Below are 25,761 nucleotides of genomic sequence, written 5' to 3'. Positions count from 1 at the left end.
ATGGAAGCCACAGCGACACGACTCGAGGACCTGACGCCGGGGGCGTCCGTGGGTGGGCTGGCGGGAGAGGACCCGGTGACGGTCGAGGCCGTGACGTGGTACGGCACGAACGCGCTCAACGTGGTCTACCGCGACGGGCGCGGCCGCGTGAGCGACCAGGTCTTGTATCGGGACGACGAGGCGCGACTGGCCATTGCGACGGCCGGGGCGCCGTGGTCGCTCGACGCGGACGGGGCGCTACTCCGGCTCGTGAGCGAGGCGCAGCGGATCCACTGGGCCCACCTGTTCGACCCGTACGTCGCTGTCTCGACGTCGCTGGTTGACCCGCTGCCCCACCAGATAACGGCCGTCTACGAGGAGATGCTGCCGCGGCTGCCGCTCCGGTTCCTTCTGGCCGACGACCCGGGTGCAGGCAAGACGATCATGACGGGGCTCCTAATCAAGGAGCTCGTCATCCGGGGCGACCTGCAACGGTGCCTGATCGTGTGCCCAGGCTCGCTCGTGGAGCAGTGGCAGGACGAGCTGTACGAGAAGTTCGGGCTCCCGTTCGACATCCTGACGCGGGGCGTGGCCGAGACGGCGCGGTCGGGCAACATCTTTATCGAGCGCGACCTGCTCATCGCTCGAGTGGACCAGCTGGCCCGGGGGGAGGACCTAAGGGCGCAGCTTGATCAGACGGACTGGGACCTCATCGTGGTGGACGAGGCCCACAAGATGAGTGCGACCTACTTCGGCAAAGAGGCGAAGTACACGCAGCGATTCCACCTCGGCCGCCAGCTCTCCGGGCTGACGCGGAATTTCCTCTTGCTGACAGCCACGCCGCACAACGGGAAAGAGCAGGACTTCCAGCTGTTCCTGTCGCTCCTAGATGCCGACCGGTTTGAGGGACGGTATCGCGAGAGCGTGCATCAGACGGACGCCAGCGACCTCATGCGGCGGATGGTGAAGGAGCAGCTCGTGACGTTCGAGGGGACGCCCCTCTTCCCGGAGCGGCGCGCCGAAACGGTCTCGTTCACGCTGTCGCCAGAGGAGGCCCAGCTATACGAAGCTGTCACGGCGTACGTGCGCGAGGAGTTCAACCGGGCCGACGCGCTCTTGGAGGGAAAGCGGCGCGGAACGGTGGGCTTCGCGCTCACGATCCTGCAGCGTCGGCTGGCGTCGTCGCCGGAGGCGATTTACCAGTCGCTGAAGCGGAGGCGCGAGCGGCTGGAGGCGAACCTGAAGGAGGCGCAGTTGACGCACCGCGTGCTGAGCTGGGGCGAGGGCGTGGGCGACCTGAACGAGGACGAGATCGAGCTGCTGGAGGAGGGGCTCGCCGACGACCTCGACGAGACAGAGGACGCACTCGTGGACCAGGCGACGGCGGCGCAGACCGTTGAGGAGCTGGAGAAGGAGATCCAGACGCTGCAGACGTTGGAGGTTCTCGCGGCCGACGTCCGCCAGCGGAACGGGGACGCGAAGTGGACAGCGCTCTCGAAGCTGCTTCAGTCCGAGTCGATGTTTATCGAGACGCCGACCGGTCGGCGTCGGCGGAAGCTGCTCATCTTCACCGAGCACCGGGACACGCTGGAGTATCTGCTCCGGCAGATCCGGCGGACGCTGGGACGGCACGAGGCCGTGGTGACCATTCACGGTGGCGTGCGACGAGACGATCGCCGGGCGGTCCAAGAGGCGTTCCGCGAGGACCCCGAGGTGTCGGTGCTGGTAGCGACGGACGCGGCGGGCGAGGGCGTCAACCTCCAGCGTGCGCACCTGATGATCAACTACGACCTGCCGTGGAACCCTAACCGGCTGGAGCAGCGGTTCGGGCGGATCCACCGGATCGGGCAGACCGAGGTGTGCTACTGCTGGAACCTTCTGGCGGACGAGACGCGGGAGGGCGATGTGTACCAGACGCTGCTCAAGAAGCTCGAGCAGGAGACGAAGTCTCTTGGCGGTCAGGTGTTCGACGTGCTGGGGAAGGCGATCCCGGGGCAGGAGCTGAAGCGGCTGATGATGGAGGCGGTGCGCCACAACAACGACCCGGAGGTGCGGGCGCGGCTGAAGCAGAAGGTGGAGGGCGCGCTGGACCACGACCGGCTGAAGGCGCTGATGGAGGAGCAGGCGCTGGCGCGCGACGTGCTCTCGCCGGAGCAGGTGTTCGCGGTGAAGGAAGAGATGGAGCGGGCGCAGGCGCGCCGGCTCCAGCCCCACTACATCGGGACGTTTTTCCGAGAGGCGTTTGCTCGGTTGGGCGGGACGTGCCACGAGCGCGAGCCCGGCCGCTACGAGCTGACCCACGTTCCTGCGCCGGTTCGCCAGCGGGCGCGGGAGCTGGCTGTGCGGGACCACGTGACGCCGCGCTACGAGCGCGTGTGCTTCGAGAAGGCGCACGTGGTGGTCGACGGCCGCCCGAAGGCGACGCTGGTCGCGCCGGGGCACCCGCTTCTCGACGCCGTGGTCGACCTGGTTCTGGAGCGGTACCGGCCACTCATGAAGCAGGGCGCGGTGCTGGTGGACGAGAGCGACGATGGGACGACGCCGCGGGCGTTGGTGTACCTGGAGCACGGGGTGACGGAGGGGGGGGACGCCGAGCGCCTGGCCTCGCGGCGGTTCCAGTTCGTCGAGATCGAGATTCCCGAGACGGGGGTCCTCGGGGACGCCCGGGACGCCGGGCCGGCGCCGTACCTCGATTACCGGCCACTGACCGACGAGGAGCGTGAGGCTGTGGCCGACGTGATGGAGACCGCGCGGTCGGCCGATCTCGACGGGGCGGCCATCAGGTACGCGATCGAACACCTGGTGCCTCAGCACGTCCGCTCGGTGCGCTCGGTGCGCGCGCCGCAGGTGGCGAAGGCGGAGAAGGCGGTGCGCGAGCGGCTGACGAAAGAGATCATCCACTGGGACCACCGTGCCCAGGAGCTCCAGGCGAAGGAGGCGGCGGGAAAGCCGGCGGCGAAGATGAACTCGCAGAAGGCGCGCAGGCGGGCCGACGACCTGGAGAGCCGGTTGAAGGCCCGGCTGGACGACCTGGCGCGGCAGAAGCACGTTGCGGCGCGGACCCCGGCCGTGCTGGGCGGTGCGCTGGTGCTTCCCGGCGGGCTTGTCCGGGCTCGGGCCATGCCTGTCAAGGCGGAGCAGACGGGCGAGCGGCCGGTGGACTATGGGCCGAAGCAGACGGAGCGGGTTGAGCGTGTGGCCGTCGATGCCGTGATGGCGGCGGAGCGCGCACTCGGCAACACGCCCAAGGACGTGGGGCTGGAGAAGCGCGGGTACGACATGGAGAGCCGCCGGCCCGACGGCGAGGCCCGGCACCTCGAGGTGAAGGGGCGGATCGTTGGGGGCGACACGGTGACCGTCACGCGGAACGAGGTGCTGACGGCGCTGAACGAGCCCGAGCGTTGGATCTTCGCGCTGGTGGAGGTGCCGACGGCGGAGGCGATGATGGACGGCGCCGAGCCCGAGGTGCGCTACGTTCGCCGGCCGCCGTTCCGGGAGCCGTCGTTCGCCGAGGTGGATGTGCGGTTGAAGTGGGGCGACGTGTGGGCGCTCGGGACGAATCCCCTCCACGACTCCGGTGCTGCTGATGCTTGAGCCGCCCGGCTACTTCGAGCGCGTCCGCCTCGGCGCGCACCGGCGCTGGGAGCAACTGGAGGCGGACCCGGACCTGGCCGCCCCCTGGCACCAGTTGTTTCGCCAGGTTCAGAGCCCCAGGCACGTCATCTCGGAACTGCTCCAGAACGCCGACGACGCTGGGGCGAGTTGGGCACGGGCCGAGGTACGCGACGGAGCGTTCATCTTCGAGCACGACGGGGCCGACTTCGACGAAGACGCCTTCCAGTCGCTGTGTCGGTTCGGGTTCTCGAACAAGCGGCACCTCCACACGATCGGGTTCCGCGGGATCGGGTTCAAGTCGACGTTCAGCGTAGGGCCGTTGGTGGAGCTCACGACGCCCACGCTGCGTGTGACGTTCGACAAGCGTCGGTTCACGGAGCCCGTCTGGGATGGGCAGCGGGCCGGGGTGGGAGGCGCCACGCGGGTACGGATCCCTGTGGAGGGGGACGATGTGGAGGCGTGGCTGAACGAGGAGTTGGCCCGGTGGGCGGCGGATCCGCTGCCGATCCTGTTTTTCCAGAACCTCCGCCGGCTGGAGCTCCAGGGGGTGTGCATCGCACGGGACGAGGCAGGGCCGGGACCCATTCCGGGGTCGTCGTGGGTGGCGCTGACGGGAGAGTCTGAGCAACGGGTGCTCCGGATCGCCTCGGAGGAGGTGGCCTTCCCAGCCGATGCCTTGGAGGAGGTCCGCGCGGAGCGCGGGGATCCCGACTTCGACCTGCCCCCGTGTCGGGTGGAGCTGGTGGTGGGGGCGCCGGACCCACGGCTGTACGTGGTCCTGCCGACGGAGGTGCGGGTGGATCTCCCCTTCGCGTGCAATGCCCCGTTCCTCCAGGACCCTGCCCGGACGGGGATCAAGGACCCCACGGGCTCACCGACGAACCGGTGGCTGCTCCGGCGAGTCGGGGCGCTGGCGGCGCAAGCGATGCTCGGATGGGTGGGGAACGGCGAACTCCTCACGGGCGAGCGTGCCGAAGGGTACACGGCCCTGCTCTCCGAGGTCCCGTTGGAGCCGGTGCGATCACTGGCGTACGATGTGGCGGAGACGGTCCGGCAGGGACAGCGGGAGGCACTCCGCGGGAACCCCCTCGTGCTCACCAGCAAAGGCACGCTCGCGAAGCCGCGTGCGGTTCTCGACATCCCTCCTGACCTGCTGGACGTGTGGCCTGAGGAGGTCGTCCTCGACCTGTTCGGAGCCGGGCAGACGGCGGTCGTGGCCCCGAATGTGCCCCGAGGCGCGCGGGCTCGGCTGGCGAGTTGGAAGTACCTCGGTCGATTCCTGCCCGAGGCCTTTCTGGATCGTCTCCGCGCGGTCCCGGCCCCTCCCCAGCCCATGAGCGACGCGGCACTTGCCGTGCTGTGGGCGTTCGTGGGGCGGCTTTTGGGACAGCAGCGTCACCGCCTCGTGCCGAAGGGGGCGCTGGCGATCGTGCCCGCCGTCGGCCGCGAGTGGCTGTCGACCGCCGACGCGGCGGTGGTGGCCGGTGCGGCGGCCGACCGGCTGTCCGCGGAGGATTGGGCGTTTATCGGGGGCCGCGTGGCGGTGGTCGACCCGTCGTGGACGGCCCGCATGCTCGACCCCGACGTGCCTCTCGCGGGCGCCGAGGCCGACGCGGCCGAGCTATACCGCCGCGTCGGCCTCGACCAGCGGGGCGGGCTCCACGAAGCACTGGTGGCCGTGGCCAGCGCCGTGTTCGGCGAGGAGGTGGAGGTCGCCGACGGGTTGCGCGTCGGGTGGATCGCCGCGAAGGCGGACCTGGAATCCCCACCGGAGCTTCGATTCCTCTGCGACGATGGGGCGTGGCGACGGGCGGAGGACGGGCTCCTCGTGGACGCCGAGCAGGCGCTGCGCTACTTCCCCCTCGATTGGGCCCAGCGGCACCTCGTGTCGGCACGGTATGGGACGAACGGGGGGGCGCGGGAGCATGCCGTGTGGCAGCGGTGGTCGCTGAGCCCGAGGAGTCGGCTTCGCCGGTTCGTGCTCCCGCAGGAGGTGGCGACGAACGTGTACGGGAAGAGCCAGGCAGAGCGTGTAATGGTGCAGCGGGGCGGCCGGAAGCCGGACAGCTACCGCCTCAAGAGCCGCGATTTTGTGCTGGCCGACTTTGACTTCGACAAGACGCTGTGGGAGGGCTGGGCCGAGCAGGCGCGGGATGACGACGGGGTGTGGCCGGTGGTGGTCCGCGGCATCTGCGACGACTGGGATGCCAACTGGGAGAAGCGGACGGCAGCCATGCTCAGGCAGGAGGGCAATCAATACTCGTATTCGGTTGAACACGGCGACCTCGTGGCAGCGTGGGTCCGCCGGCTGCGCATGACGCCGTGCCTGCCCGACACGGCAGGGCGGCTCCGGCTGCCCGCGGAGCTGTATCGGATGAACGCCAAGACGGCCCATCTGGTCGGCGTCGAGCCGTTCCTGGCCGAGGCGTTCGACACGGAAGTGGCGGGGCCGCTGCTCGTGCTTCTCGGCGTGCGGGACGTGCCAGACAGCCTGGACCGGCTGATCGACCGGGTGCGGGCGCTGTCGGGGACGGAGGTACCGGAGCCTGCGGTGCGCGCGCTGTACGAGGCGCTCGACCGCTCCATGCGGCACGTGGCCGAAGGCGTGGTCGCCTCGGCCCGCGAGGCATTCTCGAAGGAGCCGCTGATCCGCGATGCAGCGGGGGGGTGGCGGACATCGAAGGGCGTCCACCAGCGGAACGACGACGCCCTGCCAGGCCTCGCGGTCCTCTCCGACTCGCTTGCGGGGCTCCGCCTGTGGGACCGCCTCGGCGTGCCGGTGGAGCCGACCGCGGACTCGTTCCTGGACTGGCTCCGGTCGTTGCCGGACGGGGAGGCCGTGCGCGATGGCGCGACGGTCCGCGCCGTGCTTTCGCGCTACCCGGACCGCGTGTGGGCCGAGGTCGGGGCGTGGCTCGGTGCCGATGGCGTCTGGCGCGCGACGGACGCGTTCCAGTACGCGAGCGCACAGCCAGACGTGATGGAGGCGGTGTTCCCCGGCGTCCGGCGGGAGGTGGCTGACGTCACGATGCTTCCGCCGGCGGTGCGTGCTCGCGATCCGTTCCGCCGGCGGCCTCTTCTGGAAGTGGTGCTGACGTACTCGCTGCAGGACGTGGCGAGGGTCGGGAGCGCGCAGGTGACGCCGTGGCTGGAGGCACTCGGGCGTGGACTGGCCGGTGCGCGCCCGGTCGCGGAGATGGATCCGGAGGAGGTCGCGCGGCGGCGTGAGGCCGGCGCGCGCATGGCGCGGACTCGGTGGCAGCGCGCGACGGCGATCGACGCGCGGCCCGTGTTGGACGGCCAGCCCGTCGGGCCATCGCGCGCGTACGAGGTGCTGTGGGTGGGCAAGCAGCTCGTCGCGACCGACGAGGGGCCTCGGGTCTATGCGGCCCTTGTCGGCGCACTCTCGGCGCCGATCGACGAGCCGGCCCTCGCGCGGGCCGTCGATGACTGCGCGGGGCGCGACCCGGCCTGGATCGCGGCGTACTTCGACGCGCACTTCACGCTCGACGGCCTGGGCCCGGGCGAGCCAGACCCTGAGGCTCCAGGGGAGACAGCGGATCCCGAAGCGTCCGACGGCACTGGGCCACCTTCCCAAGGGTCGCCAGCGGGCGGTGAGCCGGACGACGCTGTCGAGGAGAATCCGGCAGACGACGAGGAGGCCGAACTGGTCCCAAAGACGTCACGGCGGACGGGCCCGTCGGGAGCGGAGCTCGGGTACTGGCGGGTTCAGGGATTCACGTACGACGAGGACCGCCGGCGCTACGACCACCCCGGCGGGGCGAGCGTGCAGCGAATGGCGGGGAGTCCTTTCCCGTGGGTGGCCTACGACGAGCACGGCGACCTGCAGGGGCGCTACTGGGTCAGCCGGAGGCCCCTCTCCACGGGCGTGGAGGTCCCGGCCGAGGTGTGGGACCTGCTCCGGCGCTCCGACGGCACGGTGGCGCTGCTGATCCCGTCGGAATCGGGAGGACTCCGCTGCCTTGATTGGGGTCATCTTGAGCGCCTTCAGAGCGAGGGCTCCGTGAACCTGTATCCCGCGAGCTACCGTCTGGTGGCGTCCGATTCCTGACTCTCCACGTTCCACGTCTCCATGAGTAAGCGAAGCAGCAAGTCGGCCCAGTTCTTCAGCGAGCGGGTCCTCGCCGATGTGCTCCGAGGAAACCCGAGCATCGATCCCAAGATGCAGCTCGCCGCAAAGGCGCGGGACATCCGCGCCCAGATCGCGAGCATCGAGCGGCAACTGGCGCAGCGCCCTACCGGGTCGTCCACTAGTGGGCTCAAGCAGAAGCGGAGGGCGCTGACGAAGAAGTTCAACGCCGTGCAGGACGAACTCGACCGGGCCCACGGCGGGCGTGGGCTCACCGGTCTGCCAGAGGCGCCGCCTCCCAGCCAGACAAAGCGACGCCGTCGATAGAGGGGGGGAGCCACTATCTTCGGCGCCCGGCCTCGGTGGGAGCGTCGGGTGATCTGGAACGAACTAAGTCCATGCAGAAAAAGAAGCTGATCGAAGTCGCCCTTCCCCTCGACGCCATCAACCACGAGGCGGGGCGGGAGAAGAGCATCCGGCACGGGCACCCGAGCACGCTCCACCTGTGGTGGGCGCGGCGACCGCTGGCGGCGTGCCGGGCCGTGCTGTTCGCGCAGCTGGTGGACGACCCCTCGTCGTGGCCCGACCGCTTCCCGACCGAGGAGGACCAGACGCGCGAGCGCCAGCGGCTGTTCGACGTGCTGGCCCGGTTCGAGACCGACGACAAGGGCAAGACGGTCGTGCGCGGGCTGGTCTCGTGGGACGACAGCCAGGACCCGGCCACCATCGAGGCCGGGCAGCGCGAGATCGCGAAGAGCCTGGCGTGGAACCGGGGCGACGAGGCCCCGACGGAGCCGGACGCCGTGCGCCAGTACCTCCGGGACCACGCTCCGCCGGTGCTGGACCCGTTCGCGGGCGGCGGCTCGATCCCGCTGGAGGCGCAGCGGCTGGGGCTGGAGGCCCACGCGGGCGACCTCAACCCGGTGGCCGTGCTTATCAACAAGGCGCTCATCGAGATCCCGCCGCAGTTCGCGGGGCAGCTGCCCGTGAACCCGGACGCGCGGAAAGACGAGGAGCTGTTCGCGCGCGAGTGGCGGGGCGCCGAGGGGCTCGCGGCCGACGTGCGGTACTACGGGCAGTGGATGCGCGACGAGGCAGAAAAGCGGATCGGGCACCTTTACCCCGACGTGGCTGTGACGGCCGAGATGCTGGCGGAGCGGCCGGACCTCCGGACGGCCCAGATCAAGGACCCCAAGACGGGCAAGAAGCGGACGCTGCGGGCGGGCGACGCGCTCACGCCTATTGCGTGGATCTGGGCGCGGACCGTGCCCTCGCCCGACCCGGCCGCCGACGGCGCCGAGGTGCCGCTCGTGCGCTCGTTCTGGCTGAGCAAGAAAAAGGGGAAGCAGACGTGGATCGAGCCGGTGGTGGACCGGGCATCGAACACCTATCACTTCGAAATTCGCTCTGGAGCTGGCAAGCCTCAGGAGGGGACCGTTGGCCGAACGGGGGCAACGTGTCTCCTGACAGGCTCTCCGATTCCTCTGAGTTATATCCGTGAGCAGGGGAAAAAAGGAGGCATGGGCACTCGGCTCATGGCTATCGCCGCAGAGTCAAACCGTAGCCGTGCGTACTTCGCTCCAATCTCTGTTCACGAGGAGGCTGCCGAAAGCGCAGAACCAACTTGGCGTCCGAGCGAGGCATTGCCCAAGAAGGCGCTTGGGTTTCGGGTTCAGAACTATGGCATGACTCAGTGGAGCGAACTGTTCAGCGAGCGCCAGTTGTTGGCGTTAACCACATTCTCTGAGCTAGCCCGCGAGACGGCCGACCGGGTACAGGGCGAAGCTGCTAGGGCAGACTTGGATGATCCCCAGGCGTACGCGAGTGCAGTCGCCACTTATCTGAGCCTGATCGCAAGCAAGTCAGCTGACTATTGGTCGTCAATATGTACTTGGCGTTCCGATGTAAAAAATGAAGGCATTGGACATGTTTTTTCGCGGCAGGCGATATCGATGGTTTGGGACTTCGTGGAAGCCAACGCCTTTAGCGAGTCGTCCGGGAGTTGGAATAGCAGCCTGGACTGGTTGCCTCGCGTCCTGGAAACTGGGCCTGAGGCTCCTCTGCCAGGCTCAGCCAAGCAAGTGAGTGCAAGTGGGTCGAGTCTCGACATCAGTCCTGTTGTATCGACCGATCCCCCGTATTACGACAACGTCCCTTACGCTGACCTGTCGGACTTCTTCTATGTCTGGCTCCGCCAGTCGCTGGCGGATGTCCACCCAGAGCTGTTCGGAACGCTGCTCACGCCGAAGGCCGACGAACTCGTCGCGGACCCTTTTCGCCGCGGCGGCGCGGCCGAGGCGCAGAAGTTCTTCGAGCGTGGCATGGTCCGCACGTTCGACCGGCTCTGCGATGCGGCTGACGCGGACTTTCCCGTCACCATCTTCTACGCCTTCAAGCAGGCCGAGACCGAGGACAAGGGCAAGGGTGACACCGCCTCGACGGGCTGGGAGACGTTCCTCGCCGGGCTGATGGAGGCCGGGTTCCAGATCACCGCCACCTGGCCCATGCGGACGGAGATGAGCAACCGGACGCGAAGCCTGGGCAGCAACGCGCTCGCCTCGTCGGTCGTCCTCGCCTGCCGCCCGCGCCCCGACGACGCCCCCCGCACCACGCGCGGCGACTTCGTCCGCCAGCTGGCCCGCGAGCTGCCCGAGGCGCTCCGCGACCTCCAGAAGGGCCACATCGCGCCGGTCGATCTCCCGCAGGCCGCCATCGGCCCCGGCATGGCCGTCTACAGCCGGTACGCCTCCGTCCTGGAGGCCGACGGGAGCGCCATGACCATCCGCACCGCACTCGGGCTCATCAACGAGGCGCTGGACACGTACCTCAGCGAGCAGGAGGGCACCTACGACACCGACACGCGCTGGGCCATCGTGTGGTACGAGCAGTTCGGGTTCGACGCCGGCGCCTTCGGCGACGCCAACAACCTCGCCACGGCCAAGAACACGAGCGTTGAGGGCCTGGCCGCGGCGGGCATCGTCGCCAGCGGCGGCGGCAAGGTCCACCTCTTGGGCCGCGACGAGCTGCCCGTCGACTGGGACCCGGCCGCCGACGACCGCCTGACGGGCTGGGAGAGCACGCAGCACCTCATCCGCGCGCTCGAGACCGAGGGCGAGGACGCCGCGGCCCGTCTGCTCGCCGGGCTCCGCCAGCGGAGCGCCGAGGCGGCCGGGGCCGCCCGCGACCTGGCGTACCGGCTGTTTGCCCTGTGCGAGAAGAAGAAGCGGGCCGACGAGGCGCTGAGCTACAACGGGCTCATCGTGGCGTGGCCCACGCTGGAGCGGCTCGCCGAGCGCGAGGCCGCCGAGGCGGCGGCCCGGGCGCCCGCGCCGCAGGGCGAGCTCGGCCTGTAATCCCCATCCCCCACTCATCAACCCCCCACAGTCCGCCCCATGCCCTCGTTCAAGAAGACCGTTTCCGACCGCGCCCAGAAGGAGTTCGCGGATGCCCTCTCTGAGGCCGAGTCGCTGCTCGACAAGCTCCCCGAGGTCCTGGCCGCTCGCCTCAAGAAGGAGATCCACGAACTGCGGACGCTCGTCGTCGAGCACCGTCACCCTCGCTTCGCCCTGGTCGGGCGGCGTGGGAGCGGGAAGTCGTCGCTCATCAATGCCATCTTCGGCGAGAAGGTGTCCGAGGTAGGCCATGAGAAGGCCATGACCGGCCGGGGCGTCTGGCGCGAGTACGAGGGCAAGCTGGGCACGATCGACCTGCTCGACACCCGGGGCCTGCAGGAGGGCTCGACCCCCGACGAGGACGACGCGGCCGAGACGCCCGAGGCGTCCGTCGCGAAGGCGATCCGCGAGAAGGGTCCCGACGCCTTCCTGTTCATCGTGAAGGCCACCGAGGTGGACGCCGCCATCGACGGGGACCTCGACGGCTTGGCGCACGCGATGAAGGAGGCCAAGGCCGCGCACGGCTACGTCCCGCCTGTGTTCGGCGTGGTCACCCACTGCGATCAGGTGGAGCCACAGGACGTGTACCTCCACACCGACGAGTCCGACGAGGACGAGCGGACGGAGAAGCTGGAGCGGATCCGGCGGATCGAGCACCAGCTCGACGCCAAGCTCCACGCCCGCGACGAGATCCGGGACCACGTCATCAGCGTGATGGGCGTCTCGGCCTACCAGAGCTGGAAGACCGACGGCACACTCCGCTCGGACCGGCGCTGGCGGATCGAGCAGCTGGTGACGACGCTGGAAGAGGAGTTGCCCAACGAAGCCAAGGTGGAACTGGCGCGGATGGCCCAGATCCGCCACATTCAACGGAAGGTGAGTGGGCGCGTCGCGCAGAGCTGCGCCGTCGTCTGTGGCGGCATCGCCGCGACGCCCGTCCCCGTGGCCGACATCGGCCCGATCACGGCGGTCCAAGTGGGGATGGTGACAGCCATCGCGTACATCGCGGGACGCCGGATGTCGGTGGAGACCGCGGGCGAGTTTCTCGCCGCCCTCGGCGTCAACGTCGGCGCGGGCTTCGCTTTCCGCGAGCTGGCGCGGGGGTTGGTCAAGATGATCCCCGTCGCCGGCAACGCAGTGTCAGCTGCCGTCTCGTACGGCGCGACGTTGGGGCTGGGCAAGACGGCGATCGCCCACTACGTCGACGACCTCCCGCGCGGGCAGCTCCAGACGTACCTCAAGGAGCAGCAGAAGGAGGCCCAGGACTCGTACGGAGCGCCGACTACCCAGGCCGCATGAGGCTGCCGTGCTCCTCCTGCCCCCGCACGGTCATCATGAGGGTGAAGGCTTTTCGAAGCCATTTTCCAGATCGGCCCTACTTTCCTGTACAGGAAAACCGGCCCTAACAGGAAAATGGCTTCACAGAACGACTTCCCCGACGTGCTGGAGCACCTTGACCTCGGCCCCCTGAAGGTCGAGGTCGAGCGTGTCCTTGATCTGCCCGATCATGTGGACGCGGTGCTACGTCTTCGGTGGGAAGGCCCCGAGGACCGGTGGGGACGCCACTCTGTCCGGTGGGGCGACGCAGAGCGGCGCTGGAATGAATATCAGGGGCTTGATGACCTGGGCTGGTACGAGGTCGAGTTCAAACAGGGCCGGTCGCTCCGCGAGGTGAAGCACGCAGCATGGCAACTCTTGGAGCGGTCCCCGCTCCCTCCTCCTGAGTCTCGGAGGCACAGGGTGCTCGTGATGCCTTACTTGAACCGCCCTGCTCTGAGTCTCGTGCGGGAGATGGGAGTGAACGCCTTGGACCTTTGCGGCAACGGGATCCTTCACGGAGAGCGGTGTTGGTTCTATCAGCACGGCAACCCAAACCGCTACACGAAGCGGCGCTCACGTGCGCCATTCCGGGGAAAGAGCGCCTTGGTGGGGCGAGCTCTCTTGCTTCGCCCTTGGTATGAGGCAGTCGGTCACGTGCGTGAGGAGATCAAGTACCGAGGGGCTTCTATCAGCATGAGCCAGGTATCGAAGGTGCTCTCGGTCCTTGAGGAGGATCTCGTGGTCCGAAAGCGGGGACACGGGGTGCGCCTGCTCCAGCCAAAGAAGCTGCTGGACTCGCTCGTCGACGCCTACGAAGTCCCAAAGCCAACGGAGACATTTGAGGCGAACGCCAACCTCGGTCCAGAGCTGTTGCGTCGCCTACGGGAGCGAGCTGAGGAGGCAGGTGCTCGGATCGTAGGGTTCGACCCGCAGCGGTACGTCATCGCCCCCGAGGCGCGGGAGCGTTTGGAGGTCTACGTCGAGCCGAGCATCGGATCGGACCTCCGCGACGCCTTCGATCTAGAGCCTGCCTCCCGATTCGCCAACGTCGTCGTCCGAGTGGTAGATGAGCCCGGCGTCTTCTTCGATCCTGAAGAGGCCGACGGCTTTCTCTGGGCGTCGTCGTTGGAGGTCTACCTCCAGCTGATGCAGGGCGGCAAGCGGGAGAAGGAGATCGCCGGAGACCTGCGTGAGAGCCTTCTCTCCACTGCCGAGGCATCACGATGATGACCATCATGACAATGACGAGAGACCTGGGTCCGCCGAGTCCGATGATGTGGATCATCAGGATGATCATGATGATGATCGTGATCCCGATAAGCGTCCGTCCGCAGGCTGTGGCAGGGGTAGGGCAATGACGATCCTCGACCTGCTCGGCGACGAGCTTCAGCGGCTAGCAGCGGCGCTCGAACCGCACGGTGTGCCGGTGATCATCGGAGGCGGGTACGGGCTCCTGCTCCGCCAGCAGCACGTCGAGGAGAGCGAGGTGCCGACGCTCCGCCCGATCCCGACAGCGCGGTCTACGAACGACCTCGACGTGTTCTTGACCGTCGAACTTGTGGCCGACGCCGAGAAGATGGCGGCGATCAGGACGGTACTGGACGACCGTGGCTTCAAGGTGGTTGATAAGGCGAAGTACTTTCAGTTCGACCGCCCCGTAGAGTACGCGGGTGCAGAAAGGAAGCTCAAGGTGGACCTGCTCGCGCCCCCGCCTAGGCCAGGTAACGAGCTACGGAAGAAGGTGAAGCTGAAGTCCTCACGAGTGGGGCCGCGAGATCGTGGAGACGACGATCCCGTAATTCATGCCCGAGCGACCCCGGAGGCTTTCATCGTCTCAGAGCACACCCTCGTACTCCCTCTGGGTGAGGCCGGCCTCGAAGTCCTCGTCCCTCACCCGTTCTCATTTCTCCTCCTGAAGCTGTTTGCCTATCGGGATCAGCGCGAGAACGAGGAGAAGGAATACGGCCGGTACCACGCCTATGATCTGTACCGGATCGTCGCGATGATGACGGCCGAGGACTTCCAGCAAGCCGAGGCGCTCCGAGACCAGTATCTCGACGACGAGATCGTCATCGAGGCGCGCAGGATCGTCGCGGAGTTGTTCGGCGACGACGAGGCGGAGGGAGCGCTGGCGGTTCTCGAACACGCACGGGCGGTAGCGGACCGGACGCTGACGCGCGAGGACGCTGGCGCCTTCACGAACGACCTTCGCGAGCTGCTACCGCGGCCCGACTCTACTCAGTAACGAACGACGACACGAACGAATGGCACTTAGCAATCGCGACCGCATCGACCGCGGCTTCCTCACCCTCTCCGAGGGGCTCCGTCCCTACTTCGAGCGGGAGATGGAGCACGCCTACGGCACCGATTGGGAATCGAACGCGGCGTCGACGCTGCACCACGTCTCCGACCCGAACTGGAACGACCCCCAGACGCTGCTCCGGGTCATGATCGGGCACTGGCGGGCCGTGTTCGACGACGCGCTCGGCCACAACGGCCGGAACTACGTGAGCGAGCTGATGGAGGTGCGGAACGACCACGCCCATCACAAGAAGCAGTTCTCGAGCGATGACACGCACCGGGCGCTGGACACAATGCACCGGCTGCTCGACGCGATCTCGGCGCCCGAGGAGGCCTCGGCGCTGGACGAGATGCGCAACGACGTGATGCGGCAGAAGCTGGAGGAGCAGGCTCGGTGGAAGCAGCGCCAGGCAAAGCGCGAAGCGGAGCTATCAGGGAAGCCGCAGGCGGGGCTGAGCCCGTGGCGCGATGTCGTGGAGCCGCACCCCGATGTCCAGAAGGGACAGTACAGCCAGGCCGAGTTCGCGGCCGACCTGTGGCAGGTGTACAAGGACGAGGGGAGCCTGGAGTATCGGAAGCCCGACGAGTTTTTCCGCAGGACGTACCTGACCGAGGGGCTCCGAAACCTGCTCATCGGAGCGCTGAAGCGGCTGAACGGCGCGGGCGGGGACCCGGTCATCGAGTTGCAGACGAACTTTGGCGGAGGCAAGACGCACTCGATGCTCGCGCTCTTCCACCTGTTCTCCGGTGTGGACGAGGGTTCACTCCCGGGACTTGAGCCCGTGCTGACAGACGCGGGTGTGGTACCTCCGCCTGGCGTCAAGCGGGCGGTCCTGGTGGGCAATAAGATTCCGCCGGGGGCGCCCCTCGTGAAGGACGACGGGACGGAGGTGCGAACGCTGTGGGGCGAGCTGGCGTGGCAGCTGGGTGGTCGCCCGGCCTACGAGCTGGTGCGCGCGGCCGACGAGACGGGCACGAACCCCGGCGACCAGATCGACGAGGTGTTCCGGCAGTTCGGGCCGGCGCTGATCCTGATCGACGAGTGGGTGGCGTACGCGCGCCAGCTCCACGACGAGGCCGACCTGCCGGGCGGCTCGTTCGACACGCAGTTCACGTTTGCGCAGACGCTGAGTGAGGCCGTGAAGGCGGTGCCGAACGCGATGCTGGTCGTGTCCATCCCCTCCAGCGACATCGAGGTCGGTGGCCAACGGGGCAAGGATGCCCTCATTCGGCTGAAGAACGCGATCGGCCGGGTGCAGAGTCCGTGGCGTCCGGCGACGGCCGAGGAGAGCTTCGAGATCGTGCGGCGTCGGCTATTCCAGCCGATCCCGGAGGAGCGGTACCCGCTCCGTGACGCCGTCGTGCGGTCGTTCATCCAGCTCTACAACGAGCAGAAGAAGGACTTCCCGGACGGGTGCTGCGAGCAGGACTACGCCGACCGGATGAAGGCGGCGTATCCGATCCACCCCGAGCTCTTCCGCCAGCTGTACGAGGAGTGGGGGAGCCTGGAGCGGTTCCAGCGGACGCGCGGCGTGCTCCGCCTGATGGCGCAGGTGATCCACACGCTGTGGGACGGGGGCGACAACGGGCTCCTGATCCTGCCGGCGTCGGTGCCGCTCCACGCCCCGACGGTACAGGGTGAGATCCGCAATTACCTCAACGACAACTGGGGCCCGATCCTGGAGAAGGACGTGGACGGCGAGGGGGCGCTGCCCCTCCGGATCGACGAGGAGAACGCCTCGACGCTGGGGCGCTACAGCGCCGCCCGGCGCGTCGCGCGGACCGTGTTCATGGGGACCGTCCCCCGGTCGGGGAGTGCGAACCCAGGGATCACGGACGCGCGGATCCGGCTGGGGTCGGTCCAGCCCGGCGAAACGACGGCGACGTTCGGGGACGCACTCCGGCGGCTCTCGGACCAGGCGGCGCACCTGTACGAGAACCAGAGCCAGTACTGGTTCGACGAGCAGCCCAACGTCAACCGGCTGGCGGCGGGCCGGGCGGGTCAGATCCGGCGGGAGACGCACCGGCTGCACGAGGAGATCGAGCGACGGCTGGCACAGGCGACGAAGGCCCAGCGTGGACCGTTCCACGCCGTCCACGTGGCGCCGTCGGCGTCGTCCGACGTGCCCGACGACCAGGAAGCGCGGCTCGTGGTGCTGGGGCCCGCGTACCCGCACAGCGCCCGCGACACGTCGAGCAAGGCGCGCGCAGCGGCGTCGGAGATGCTGACGCAGCGGGGCGACGCGCAGCGTCTGTACCGGAACGCCCTCGTGTACCTGGCGCCAGACGAGGCCCGGGTGTCGGAGCTGCGGGACGCGGTCGCGCAGTACCTGGCGTGGTCGTCGATCGTCACAGAGACGGACGACCTCGGGCTGACGCCGTTTGCGCGGAGCCAGGCGGCGTCGAAGAAGAAGACGTCAGGCGAGACGGTGGAGCAGCGGGTGCGCGAGACGTACGTGTGGCTGCTGGCGCCCATGCAGGAGGACCCGAAGTCGCCCGAGGTGGAGTGGACGGAGAGCCGGCTCCAGGGGGGCGAGGCGCTCGCAGAGCGGGCGGCGAAGAAGCTGGTCCGCGAGGAGGCCCTGTTTACAGAGTTCGCGCCCGTCCGACTGCAGATGGCGATGGAGCGCTATGGCCTGTGGCGCGGCGAGGAGGCGGTGCGGATGCAGCAGCTGGCGGAGGACTTCGCGCGGTACCTGTACCTTCCGCGGCTCCGGTCGAGCGCGGTGCTCGTGGACGCGGTCCAGACGGGCGTGCAGGACCTGGCGTGGACGGAGTACTTCGCCTACGCATCGGCGAAGGCGGACGAGCGTTACATGGGGCTCAAGGCCGGCGAGCGGACGAGCGTCTACCTCGACGCCGAGAGCCTGCTGGTGACGCCAGCGGCGGCGCAGCGCCAGCGGGCTGCGGACGCGGCCGCGAAGCAGCCGGAGTACACGCCGGGGGAAGACGAGGAGACGCCGGAGGTGTCGGACTCTGGAACGACGCAGCCAGAGGTGACGCCGGAGGGCGATTCTGCGCCGGCCCCGAAGGCGCGGAGGTTCCACGGGAGCGTGGCGCTCGACGCGGTCCGGATGGGCCGCGACGCGGGCCAGATCGCCGAGGCCGTTGTACAGCACTTGGCGGCCCTGGGGGGCGCGAATGTCCGCGTCACCCTCGAGATTCACGCCGAGGTGCCCGATGGCGCACCGGACAACGTGGTGCGGACCGTGACGGAGAACGCGCGGACGCTGAAGTTCGACCAGGCCGGGTTCGAGGATGAGTAGGCCGCACGTTTCTTCCGGCTGCCAGACGCGTCCGTCTGGGACGCCTCCACTCACTAGCCTCATTGGGCTCCCTCACGGCTTGGCACGGGGCTGGATAGGCTCGTGACTGAACAGACTCGACACGTTCGGAGGCCCTGCGGCGGATTGCTTTCCGTCGTCGATCCTGCGACGGTTCTCGACAAGGTTCTCTTTATGCGCTCGCGTATGCGAATCCCTGGGCTCTGGACTGTTCCGGCGTCTAAGCGGTCGCGGCGCAGTAGGTGAGAATCGCTGCGGGGCCTCCGAACGTGCCGCTCTCTATGCCTGAATCCCTCACCCTCGCCTCGTCGCCAGATATCCTTCGAGAGCGATTCTTCGCCCTTGAGACCGCACGTGACGTGGCCGCGCTGCTCGAGGTGCGCTACGACCGGATGGTGTGGCACCTCTACGGGTCGGACCCCGAGCGTCGGTACGTGACGTTCGAGATCCCCAAGCGCTCCGGGGGCGTCCGCGAGATCCGTGCGCCTGGGGGGGGGCTCAAGATCCTCCAGCGAAAGCTGAATCAAGTGCTCCAGGCGGTCTACGAGCCTCGTAACAGCGTGCACGGGTTCGTGCCCGGCCGGAGCGTCCGGACGAACGCGGGGGCTCACGCTCGACGCCGGTACGTGCTCAACGTGGACCTGGAGGACTTCTTTCCATCGGTCAATTTTGGCCGTGTGCGTGGGCTCCTGATGGGGAGACCCTACGGTCGGTCGGCAGAGGTGGCGACCGTGTTGGCACAGATTGCCTGCCACGACAACCAGCTTCCGCAGGGAGCCCCGACATCGCCGGTCCTGGCGAACATGGTCTGCTGGGGGATGGACTCGGCCCTCCAACGGCTTGCGGGGCGGTGCCGGTCGACGTACACCCGCTACGCCGATGACCTGACGTTTTCAACGAACCGAAAGGACTTCCCGCGGGAACTGGCGGCCGCTGACGGCGACGACGTTCGTCTCGGACCGGAGTTGCTATCGGTCTTGGAGCGAAGTGGGTTCCGAGTGAACGACAGGAAGGTGCGGCTCCAGACGAGGGAGTTTCGCCAGGAGGTGACGGGCCTGACGGTCAACGTCTTTCCAAACGTGCAGCGGCGGTACGTCCGTCAGATCCGGGCGATGCTCCACGCGTGGCGGAAGTTCGGGCTCGAGGCCGCCGAAACTGAGTACCGACGGAAGTACGCCCATGGGCACCGTGGGCCCGGGCGCGGGGCTCCCTCGTACCGTGCTGTCGTCGAGGGAAAGTTGGCGTACCTCGTGATGGTGCGGGGAGACGCGGACCCCGTCTATCACAAGTACCGCGGGCAGTTCGATGCCCTGACGGCTGCACCACCTCCCGCCACGGTGACTGACCATGAGTGAACGACCTCCCCAGACACTCAAAGACCTCGTCGAACGCGTAGCGGATGGCGAGTCACGGCTTGCCCTTCAAGCGTTGCTCCGAGAGATCGAGAGGCTACAGGGCGAGGTCGTCACCCGAGATCAGGCGCTCAACAGCGTCCGAGCATACCTGGAGCGGGCGTTCAGCATGACGTTCAAGAAGTGGTCGTCGTCATTTGAGACAGACGGGGGGACATCCCCATCCGCCCCGGACGATGGGGCAGAGGTCGTCCAGTCTCTCGCATCTCCTGAACACGAGGCCGACCGGGCTGCACTGGCTCAGTCAGAAGCCGAGGGCGCGTTTGGGGAGTTCTGCAGGCGGGCCTTCACCATGCTCGAGGAGGAAGTGGGCACGTTCGTTTGCGATGCTCGGGACGCGGTCCCCGCGGCGGTGTCTGTGACGTGGGACCTCCTACAACAGGCTCGGAAGGAGCGGACCGAGCGGGCCAAGCGGCGAGCTGAACAGGAAGGTCGAGATGTCTCCGGCTGGAGAGACTACCAGGTCGAGCCGCTGTACGATGATGTCACTCGGAACTCGATGGCTGACCTCCTGGAGTTCGTGTTCGTGTTCCTGTATGCGGACGACTACCTGAGAGCGTCCCGTCGGAATTCAACGCCGAGCTACAACCGGTACTGGGTCCTCGTGCGCGTCCGCGAGGTACGAAATGCTATGAGCCATGGCCGTGAGGGGCAGCCGTCCTTCAAGAATCGGAATGCAGAAGGCTTCTACCAAAAGGAGGATTACCAAGTCGTCCGAGCGGCGCTGGCAGAGGTCGAGGCGGACATGGCTGAGCGCCGCGCGGAATGGGGGAAGCCGGCCCCGGCCGAGGGACCTGCTACTGAGGATTCAGATCGCTCCAGTTGAGTAGGGTCCGGTCCGTAACGTCGGCGACGTCGTTGATTCGGAGGTCGCGGCGCTTGGCGAGGTCGCGGACCTCTTGCGCGATGTGGGACTTGACGGCAGTGATCGTCGCCTTCGCAGGGATCGGTCCGTGCTGACTGTAGACCGAGTCGAGTGAGGTGCCATTGGCGCACGCACGGAGCGTGGAAGCGACTGGCGAGTCCTCCGCCGTGCCGGTCTCCGAAGCAGAAGCGCCGCCTGCGAGTGCGTCCGTCGTGAGCGCGTCCAGGCGGTCCTCGACGTCGTCGGCGTGGGCCAAAAGGCGATAGGCTACACGGTACAGGTCGCGGACGTTGCCGGGGAGGGGGTGCCCTTGGAGGATGGAAACGACCCGTCCGTGACTCTCCTCCGCGAGTGCATCTGGATTCACACCGGCGCGTGAGGCGGCCTCGTAGTAGACGCCGCGCCATATCCAATCGTGGTCGTCGGTGAGCTCACGGAGAGGAGGGACTCGGAGTTGGAGGGGGCTGATGCGGTCGAGGAAATCTGGATCGAGCCGCCCGTGGAGCTCCGCGACGGGGACGTTGGTGGCGGTCAGGAGTCGGAAGTCGCTGGTCTTCCGCTCGGGGGAGCCAAGGGGGGTGTACGAGCCGTCTTCGATGGCGCGGATGAGGAGGCGCTGGAGGTCGCTGGAGACGTCTCCGATCTCGTCGAGGAAGAGGGTGTCCCCATCCGCGCGATGCAGGAGGCCGTCGTGGTCGCGGTCGGCCCCGGTGTAGGATCCTTTGGTGTAGCCGAACAATTCGGCCCGCATAGTCTCTGGGGCGTACTGGCCGCACGGGACGGAGGGCCAGGCATCGTCGAGGCCGGGCTTCCGGAACGGGCTGTTGGCGCGGATCCACGAGGCCAGGGTGGTCTTGCCAGTGCCCCGCTCGCCGAGAATGAGGACCGGGACATCGAGCGGGGCGTAGCGGCGGGCCTCATCGTACACGCGCTTGAGTGCGTCGGATCGGAAACGCGACGGGTCCCAAAACGCGGGTTCTTCCGAGTCCGAGGGATGTGCGGGTCGCGACGCCCGGACCGTCTTGTACAGCGTGTCGATACCGATCTGGACGGGGAGAACGGCAGGGTCCCCGGGGGAGCGGAAGCGGCGGGGGACGGTTTGGACGACGGCAAATGGGTCGTCGATCATTCCGGTCTCCGAGAGCAGGATCCAAACCGTATGCATGGCGCCCGTGCCGGGGCTGGCGTGGACGATGAGTTCTTGGCCCGGGACGGCGTTTCGGATGAGCGGGAGGTGCTCGCGGAGGAAGTCGTAGATGGCCCGGTGGTCGGTCGGGTCCGTGCCTTTCCAGAAGCGGGTGTGGACTCGGACCGTGGCATCGCGCTCCGCGATGGCGGCCGTGGTTTCTTGGATGACCCGCTGGGCCGCTGCGCGTTCGTCGGCGGAGTCCGGATGGATCTGGGCCAGGAGGAATACGTCCTTGATCTGGCCCTGATAGGGCGAGTCATCGTCGAAGAGGAGCGTAAGCGTCGGGCCGGGGACGGGCTTCCGGTCTGGGCCAAGAGCCAACTCGGGGGACCGGCGCTCTCGCTCGAAGGGGTCGTTGTTGCGGGCGATCCAGGAGACGAGGGCAGGGGCGGACATCTGACGGGAAGGAGCGGGTTCACGAACCTACTTGCGCCGTGGCAGACGAACCGTTCGCCGTCTCAACTTGGCAACCGGGCTTTGACGGGCGCAGACGCGCATGAGGAGAGTGGCATGCCCTTGTCAATGGCGTGCTGCGAACTCTCCTCCTCGATCATGATCCGACGTGTACTTCCGAAAGTGTGGGCCTTCGACCTCGAGTGGGTCCCCGACGCCGCGGCCGGCCGCACGCTCCTGGTCCTTCCGCCCGGCCTTGACGAGCGCGGGGTGTTCGAGGCCATGTGGGCCGCGGCTGGCGCGACGGGCGAGAACCCGCAGCCGTACCTCAAGCCGCTCATGTGTCGTGTGGCGTCGGCTGCGATGGTCGAGCGAGTCGATCGTGGTACAGAGCCGGCAACCGTGCGGCTGTGCTCACTGCCGAAGGAGGGCGACCTCGACGAGGCGCGACTGGTGGCGACGTTTCTGACCGCGCTGGGCGAGCACCGGCCCCAGCTGGTCGGGTTCAACTCCGTGGCGGCGGACCTCCGGGTGCTCGTCCAGCGAGGGATGCTCCTCGGGGTGCGGGCGCCGGGGTTCTGTACCCAGCCGCTGCGGCCGTGGGACGGGCCGAACTACTTCTACCCGAACTCGGAGTGGAACGTGGACCTGATGCGACTGACCGGCGGCGGGGGGCGGTCGGCCCCGGCGCTTCGTGAGCTCGCTGCACTCGCGGGGATCCCGTCCAAGACGAACGGGAGCGGGGATGCGGTCGCTGAGATGTGGCTTCGGGGGGAGCACGCCCGGATCGTCGCCTACAATGAGTGCGACGCGGTGACGACGTACTTGGTGTGGCTCCGGTCGGCGCACTTCGCCGGGTGCTTCACAACGGAGGAGTACGTCGCGGAGCAGGGGCTCGTCGAGGAGATGCTCGAGCGTGAGGGGGCCAGCAAGGAGCATCTAGCCGATTACCTCGACAGCTGGCGTGAGGCTCGGCTCCAACGGGAATGCCTCAGCCCCCACACATCCGTGGAGTGAGTCGAGTTACGAGCGTCTCACGTCGTGGAGGACGTGGGTGACGACGCCCCATACGGTGAGGTCGCTGTACTCGTCGACCTCGATGGGCGCGTAGTCCGGGTTCTCTGGGAGGAGGAAGGCGAGCCCGTTACGATGGCGGAGCCGCTTGACCGTCAGCTCACCGTTCAGGGCCGCGACGACGATGTCGCCGTCGGCCGGCTGGCGGGTCCGGTCGACGACGAGGAGGTCGCCGTCGTGGATGCAGGCGTCGACCATCGAGTCGCCCTCGACGCCGAGGAAGAACGTGGTCTCGGGCGTGGCGCCGATGACCTCGTCGAGCGTGGCGACGCGCTCGGCGTCGTCCTCGGTCGGGAGCGGCGGGCCGGCCGAGACGCGCGAGGCGTACAGGATTTGGCGTCGGGCAAGCGGGGCGAGGGCGTCGGGAAGGGTTTCGGGGGTCCAAACGTCGGTGTCGCGGAGGGGGCGGGCGGCGAGCTCCATGCGGGAGGAGGGGGCTAGGTGTATGAAGTGGAGCTGCCGTTAGGGTCAGGAGAGGGTGTGCCGGGGTCGTGTCACTGGAGTCTGAAATCGCGTTGGTAGGCCTTTCTGCGCGCGAGTCCGTGCGCGTCTCGTCCTTGCCCAGGGCGGGGCCTTCGATGTTGGGCGTGGGAGGGGCGACGCTTGGCGGCCCCGATCGGGGCCGCCAAGAGCGGGGCTAGTACTCGGAGGGCAGGAGGACCGTGGTCGCGGACCGGTCCGCCTCGGTGATGACCCAGAGCCGGCCGCCGGGGGTGTCGTAGACCGAGAGGAGCCGGGCCAGGCACGCCGGATCGAGGGCGAGGTCGTTGGCGAGCGCGTCGTCGTCGCAGACCGCACCCCAGTCGCCGGCGCGGTGGCGCCGGAGGAGGGCGAAGAGATCGACGCCGTGCCGACGGGCGAGGGCGAGCGCGCCAGGGGTGGCGATCAGGAGGCCAAGCGGGAAGCGCGGTGGGTGGAGCTGGTAGACGCGGGCCGACTCGCGCACGACGGGACCGAGGCCGCCCCCGGATCGGGGTCCGGGGCAGGCGTAGACGAGGCCGGGCCAGGCGACGCCGTCGCACCCTTCGCAGGGCTCGACGCCTTCGTAGGCGATCCGGCCCGTGCGGGGGTCGCGTTCGCGGTAGTGGATGACGCCGTCGCCTTTGCAGCACGGGCAGGCGGCCGGCGAGAGCCGGGCGGGCTCTAGGGAGCAGGGGAGCTTGTGGGCAGAGGAAGCAGACATGACGGGAGGGGATGGCCCCGCTGGCGACGACGGCCACCAGCGGGGCGGAGGGGCTAGGCGGCGTGGCGGCGGGCAGGCAGGGCGGGACGGCCGAAGAGCTGATCCCGGAGGGCCCACGCGTCGCGGATGACGCCGTGGAGGCGTTGCTCCCGGGCCGGGGTGACGGACGCCATGTCGAGCTCGAGCTCGCGGAGGGCGGCGAAGGCGGCCGGATCGCGGTCTTGGTAGACGACGAGGGTGCGCCAGGGGCGGGCGACGTCGGTGATGACGAAGCCGGTGCGGCCGAGGCGTTCGAAGCGAATGCGCATGGAAGTGGGGGTGTGGGTTGGACAAGCAGCACCCGAGGGGGACCGAGAGGCCCAGCGCCCGGGGGCTGAAAGCCCCGCATTCGCGCGCGGAGGGCGGAGGCCAGGGCCGCGCGGAGCCGCACAAGCGCAGCGCGGAGGCGAGCACGGAGCGGGCCCGTCGGGACCGCGCCCCTTGCCGCAGCCCGGAGAGGGCCGCTTGTCGGCCCGTCGCGCCGACCTTGCGTGAGCCCCCGGGCGCACACCCGAGACCGCGGCCGCAGGCTGCACCGCTGTTCCCCTGACCGCAGGGAGGCCAGCCCTCGACGCACCGCGCCGGACCCGGAGGGCCGGGCGCCAGCGGCCTGTCAGCCTGGGACCGTGCTCACCGAGCCGAGCGGGGCACGCGCAGCGAGGCCGGCGAGGGAAGGCGGAGAGTGTCGGGATGCGCGCGGGGCGGGACTCCGCGCCGCGGGCGGGGCGTCCGCCAGAGGTCTGGGGTCACCGAGCGGGTGCGGGCCGCTCGTCGGCCGGCAGCGCGAGCAGCTAATCCGTCAGCTGAGGACGCCGGTTTCGACGAGCCGCTCGATGGCGCGCGTGACGCTCTTGACCGTCCGCTCGTCGTCGGACTCGCGGGGCCAGACGACGCGGCCGACGACGGCGAGGTCGACGGGCCGGCCGGTCTCGGCGTGGGTGAGGCCGCCCTCCTGGTCGGGGAGGAGCCGCTCGGCGGGGATCTCCGCGAGGGGGTTGTCGGAGGCGACGACGAGCGAGCCGTCGAGGCCGATCGAGAGGCGCTTGACCAAGACGCGGGGGCCCCATGCGTCGTCGTCGACGGTGAGCACGTGGCGATGGCCCGAGAGGACGGAGGTGACGGGCTCGAAGAGGACGAGCTGGCCGTCTGGGAGTCCGCCTGAGGTGGCTGTGGGGTCGACCATCGAGTCGCCGACGACGTAGATGGCCCCGAGGCCGTCGCCGGGCCAGAACCCGAGGAGGGACGTCAGGATCTCCTTGGGCGTCGTGAGGCGGCGGGCCTCGTCGCCGTCGACGTCGCCGACCAGGAAGCCGGGGCCGCCCGAGGCCCGGACGTCGGTGTAGACGGCGACGGTGGTCTCGCGAGCGTCCGACGTGGTCGGGAGTGGGAGGGCGCGGCGGCGGACGTCGTCCCAGGCGATGTCGAGGATGGCGAGCGTCTCCTGGAGGTTCTCGGTGGAGGGGCGGGCGCGGCCGTTGATCCACCCCGAGACGGACTGCTGGCGGATGCCGAGGTGCTCGGCCAGCTCGCGCTGGCTCATCGACTTCTGAGAAAGGGCCTGAAGGAGGGCGTCGGCGAACCGGTTGGCGTCGAGGGCTTGGGCGCTGGCGTCGTCGGGCATGAGG

At 68.6% G+C, this 25,761-nt stretch carries 16 protein-coding genes; 11 read left to right on the top strand and 5 right to left on the bottom strand.

Features of this window, described 5'->3' with window-relative positions; translation table 11 throughout:
- The 10 genes from ACLII4_RS17065 (at position 1) to ACLII4_RS17020 (ending at position 20,219) form a co-directional block, all read left to right on the top strand.
- Positions 1–3,573, top strand: coding sequence for a helicase-related protein (locus ACLII4_RS17065; RefSeq protein WP_412068599.1), 3,573 nt, complete (start codon positions 1–3; stop codon positions 3,571–3,573).
- Entirely contained in the window at positions 3,566–7,666 is a 4,101-nt protein-coding gene (locus ACLII4_RS17060) for a sacsin N-terminal ATP-binding-like domain-containing protein (RefSeq protein WP_412068598.1), read from the top strand. Before ACLII4_RS17065 ends, ACLII4_RS17060 begins: the two co-directional genes overlap by 8 nt.
- Before the next feature lie 21 nt (positions 7,667–7,687).
- The gene (locus tag ACLII4_RS17055) at positions 7,688–8,011 is read left to right on the top strand and encodes a hypothetical protein (RefSeq protein ID WP_412068597.1); all 324 of its coding nucleotides are present in this window, start codon (positions 7,688–7,690) and stop codon (positions 8,009–8,011) included.
- Between the two features lie 71 nt (positions 8,012–8,082).
- The gene (locus ACLII4_RS17050) at positions 8,083–11,037 is read left to right on the top strand and encodes a DUF1156 domain-containing protein (protein WP_412068596.1); all 2,955 of its coding nucleotides are present in this window, start codon (positions 8,083–8,085) and stop codon (positions 11,035–11,037) included.
- Positions 11,038–11,076: 39 nt separating this feature from the next.
- Positions 11,077–12,375: a GTPase family protein gene (locus ACLII4_RS17045; RefSeq protein WP_412068595.1), complete on the top strand. Its 1,299-nt coding sequence runs from the start codon at positions 11,077–11,079 to the stop codon at positions 12,373–12,375.
- 675 nt (positions 12,376–13,050) lie between these two features.
- Positions 13,051–13,623 (top strand): hypothetical protein, encoded by a 573-nt coding sequence (locus ACLII4_RS17040; protein ID WP_412068594.1) that lies wholly within the window; start codon positions 13,051–13,053, stop codon positions 13,621–13,623.
- Positions 13,624–13,750: 127 nt separating this feature from the next.
- Positions 13,751–14,641: a hypothetical protein gene (locus ACLII4_RS17035; RefSeq protein ID WP_412068593.1), complete on the top strand. Its 891-nt coding sequence runs from the start codon at positions 13,751–13,753 to the stop codon at positions 14,639–14,641.
- A gap of 19 nt (positions 14,642–14,660) precedes the next feature.
- Positions 14,661–17,963 (top strand): Swt1 family HEPN domain-containing protein, encoded by a 3,303-nt coding sequence (locus ACLII4_RS17030; protein ID WP_412068592.1) that lies wholly within the window; start codon positions 14,661–14,663, stop codon positions 17,961–17,963.
- Between the two features lie 299 nt (positions 17,964–18,262).
- Entirely contained in the window at positions 18,263–19,336 is a 1,074-nt protein-coding gene (locus tag ACLII4_RS17025; RefSeq protein WP_412068591.1) for a reverse transcriptase domain-containing protein, read from the top strand.
- Complete coding sequence (locus tag ACLII4_RS17020) at positions 19,329–20,219, top strand: hypothetical protein (protein ID WP_412068590.1); 891 nt, start codon at positions 19,329–19,331, stop codon at positions 20,217–20,219. Before ACLII4_RS17025 ends, ACLII4_RS17020 begins: the two co-directional genes overlap by 8 nt.
- Here ACLII4_RS17020 and ACLII4_RS17015 read toward each other — a convergent pair.
- Complete coding sequence (locus tag ACLII4_RS17015) at positions 20,191–21,843, bottom strand: sigma-54-dependent transcriptional regulator (RefSeq protein ID WP_412068589.1); 1,653 nt, start codon at positions 21,841–21,843, stop codon at positions 20,191–20,193. The two genes, ACLII4_RS17020 and ACLII4_RS17015, sit on opposite strands and share 29 nt — an antisense overlap.
- A 156-nt stretch (positions 21,844–21,999) precedes the next feature.
- On the opposite strand from ACLII4_RS17015, the gene ACLII4_RS17010 reads away from it, so the two are divergent.
- Positions 22,000–22,857, top strand: a complete 858-nt coding sequence (locus tag ACLII4_RS17010) for a 3'-5' exonuclease (RefSeq protein ID WP_412068588.1) — start codon at positions 22,000–22,002, stop codon at positions 22,855–22,857.
- Between the two features lie 6 nt (positions 22,858–22,863).
- Here the strand turns inward: ACLII4_RS17010 and ACLII4_RS17005 are convergent, their stop codons facing one another.
- The 4 genes from ACLII4_RS17005 to ACLII4_RS16990 form a co-directional block, all read right to left on the bottom strand.
- Positions 22,864–23,337 (bottom strand): LexA family protein, encoded by a 474-nt coding sequence (locus tag ACLII4_RS17005; protein ID WP_412068587.1) that lies wholly within the window; start codon positions 23,335–23,337, stop codon positions 22,864–22,866.
- Between the two features lie 214 nt (positions 23,338–23,551).
- Positions 23,552–24,097 carry a hypothetical protein gene (locus tag ACLII4_RS17000; protein WP_412068586.1) on the bottom strand — a complete coding sequence of 182 codons (546 nt, stop codon included), beginning with the start codon at positions 24,095–24,097 and terminating at the stop codon, positions 23,552–23,554.
- Positions 24,098–24,150: 53 nt separating this feature from the next.
- Complete coding sequence (locus ACLII4_RS16995) at positions 24,151–24,405, bottom strand: hypothetical protein (protein ID WP_412068585.1); 255 nt, start codon at positions 24,403–24,405, stop codon at positions 24,151–24,153.
- A 530-nt stretch (positions 24,406–24,935) separates the two neighbouring features.
- Positions 24,936–25,757 carry a helix-turn-helix transcriptional regulator gene (locus tag ACLII4_RS16990; protein ID WP_412068584.1) on the bottom strand — a complete coding sequence of 274 codons (822 nt, stop codon included), beginning with the start codon at positions 25,755–25,757 and terminating at the stop codon, positions 24,936–24,938.
- Positions 25,758–25,761 lie beyond the last annotated feature (4 nt).

Source organism: Rubrivirga aquatilis, assembly GCF_046845665.1.
Lineage (GTDB): Bacteria > Bacteroidota > Rhodothermia > Rhodothermales > Rubricoccaceae > Rubrivirga.
The sequence above is the reverse complement of the archived record's forward strand: the minus strand, read 5'-3'. Positions and strand labels throughout refer to the sequence as shown.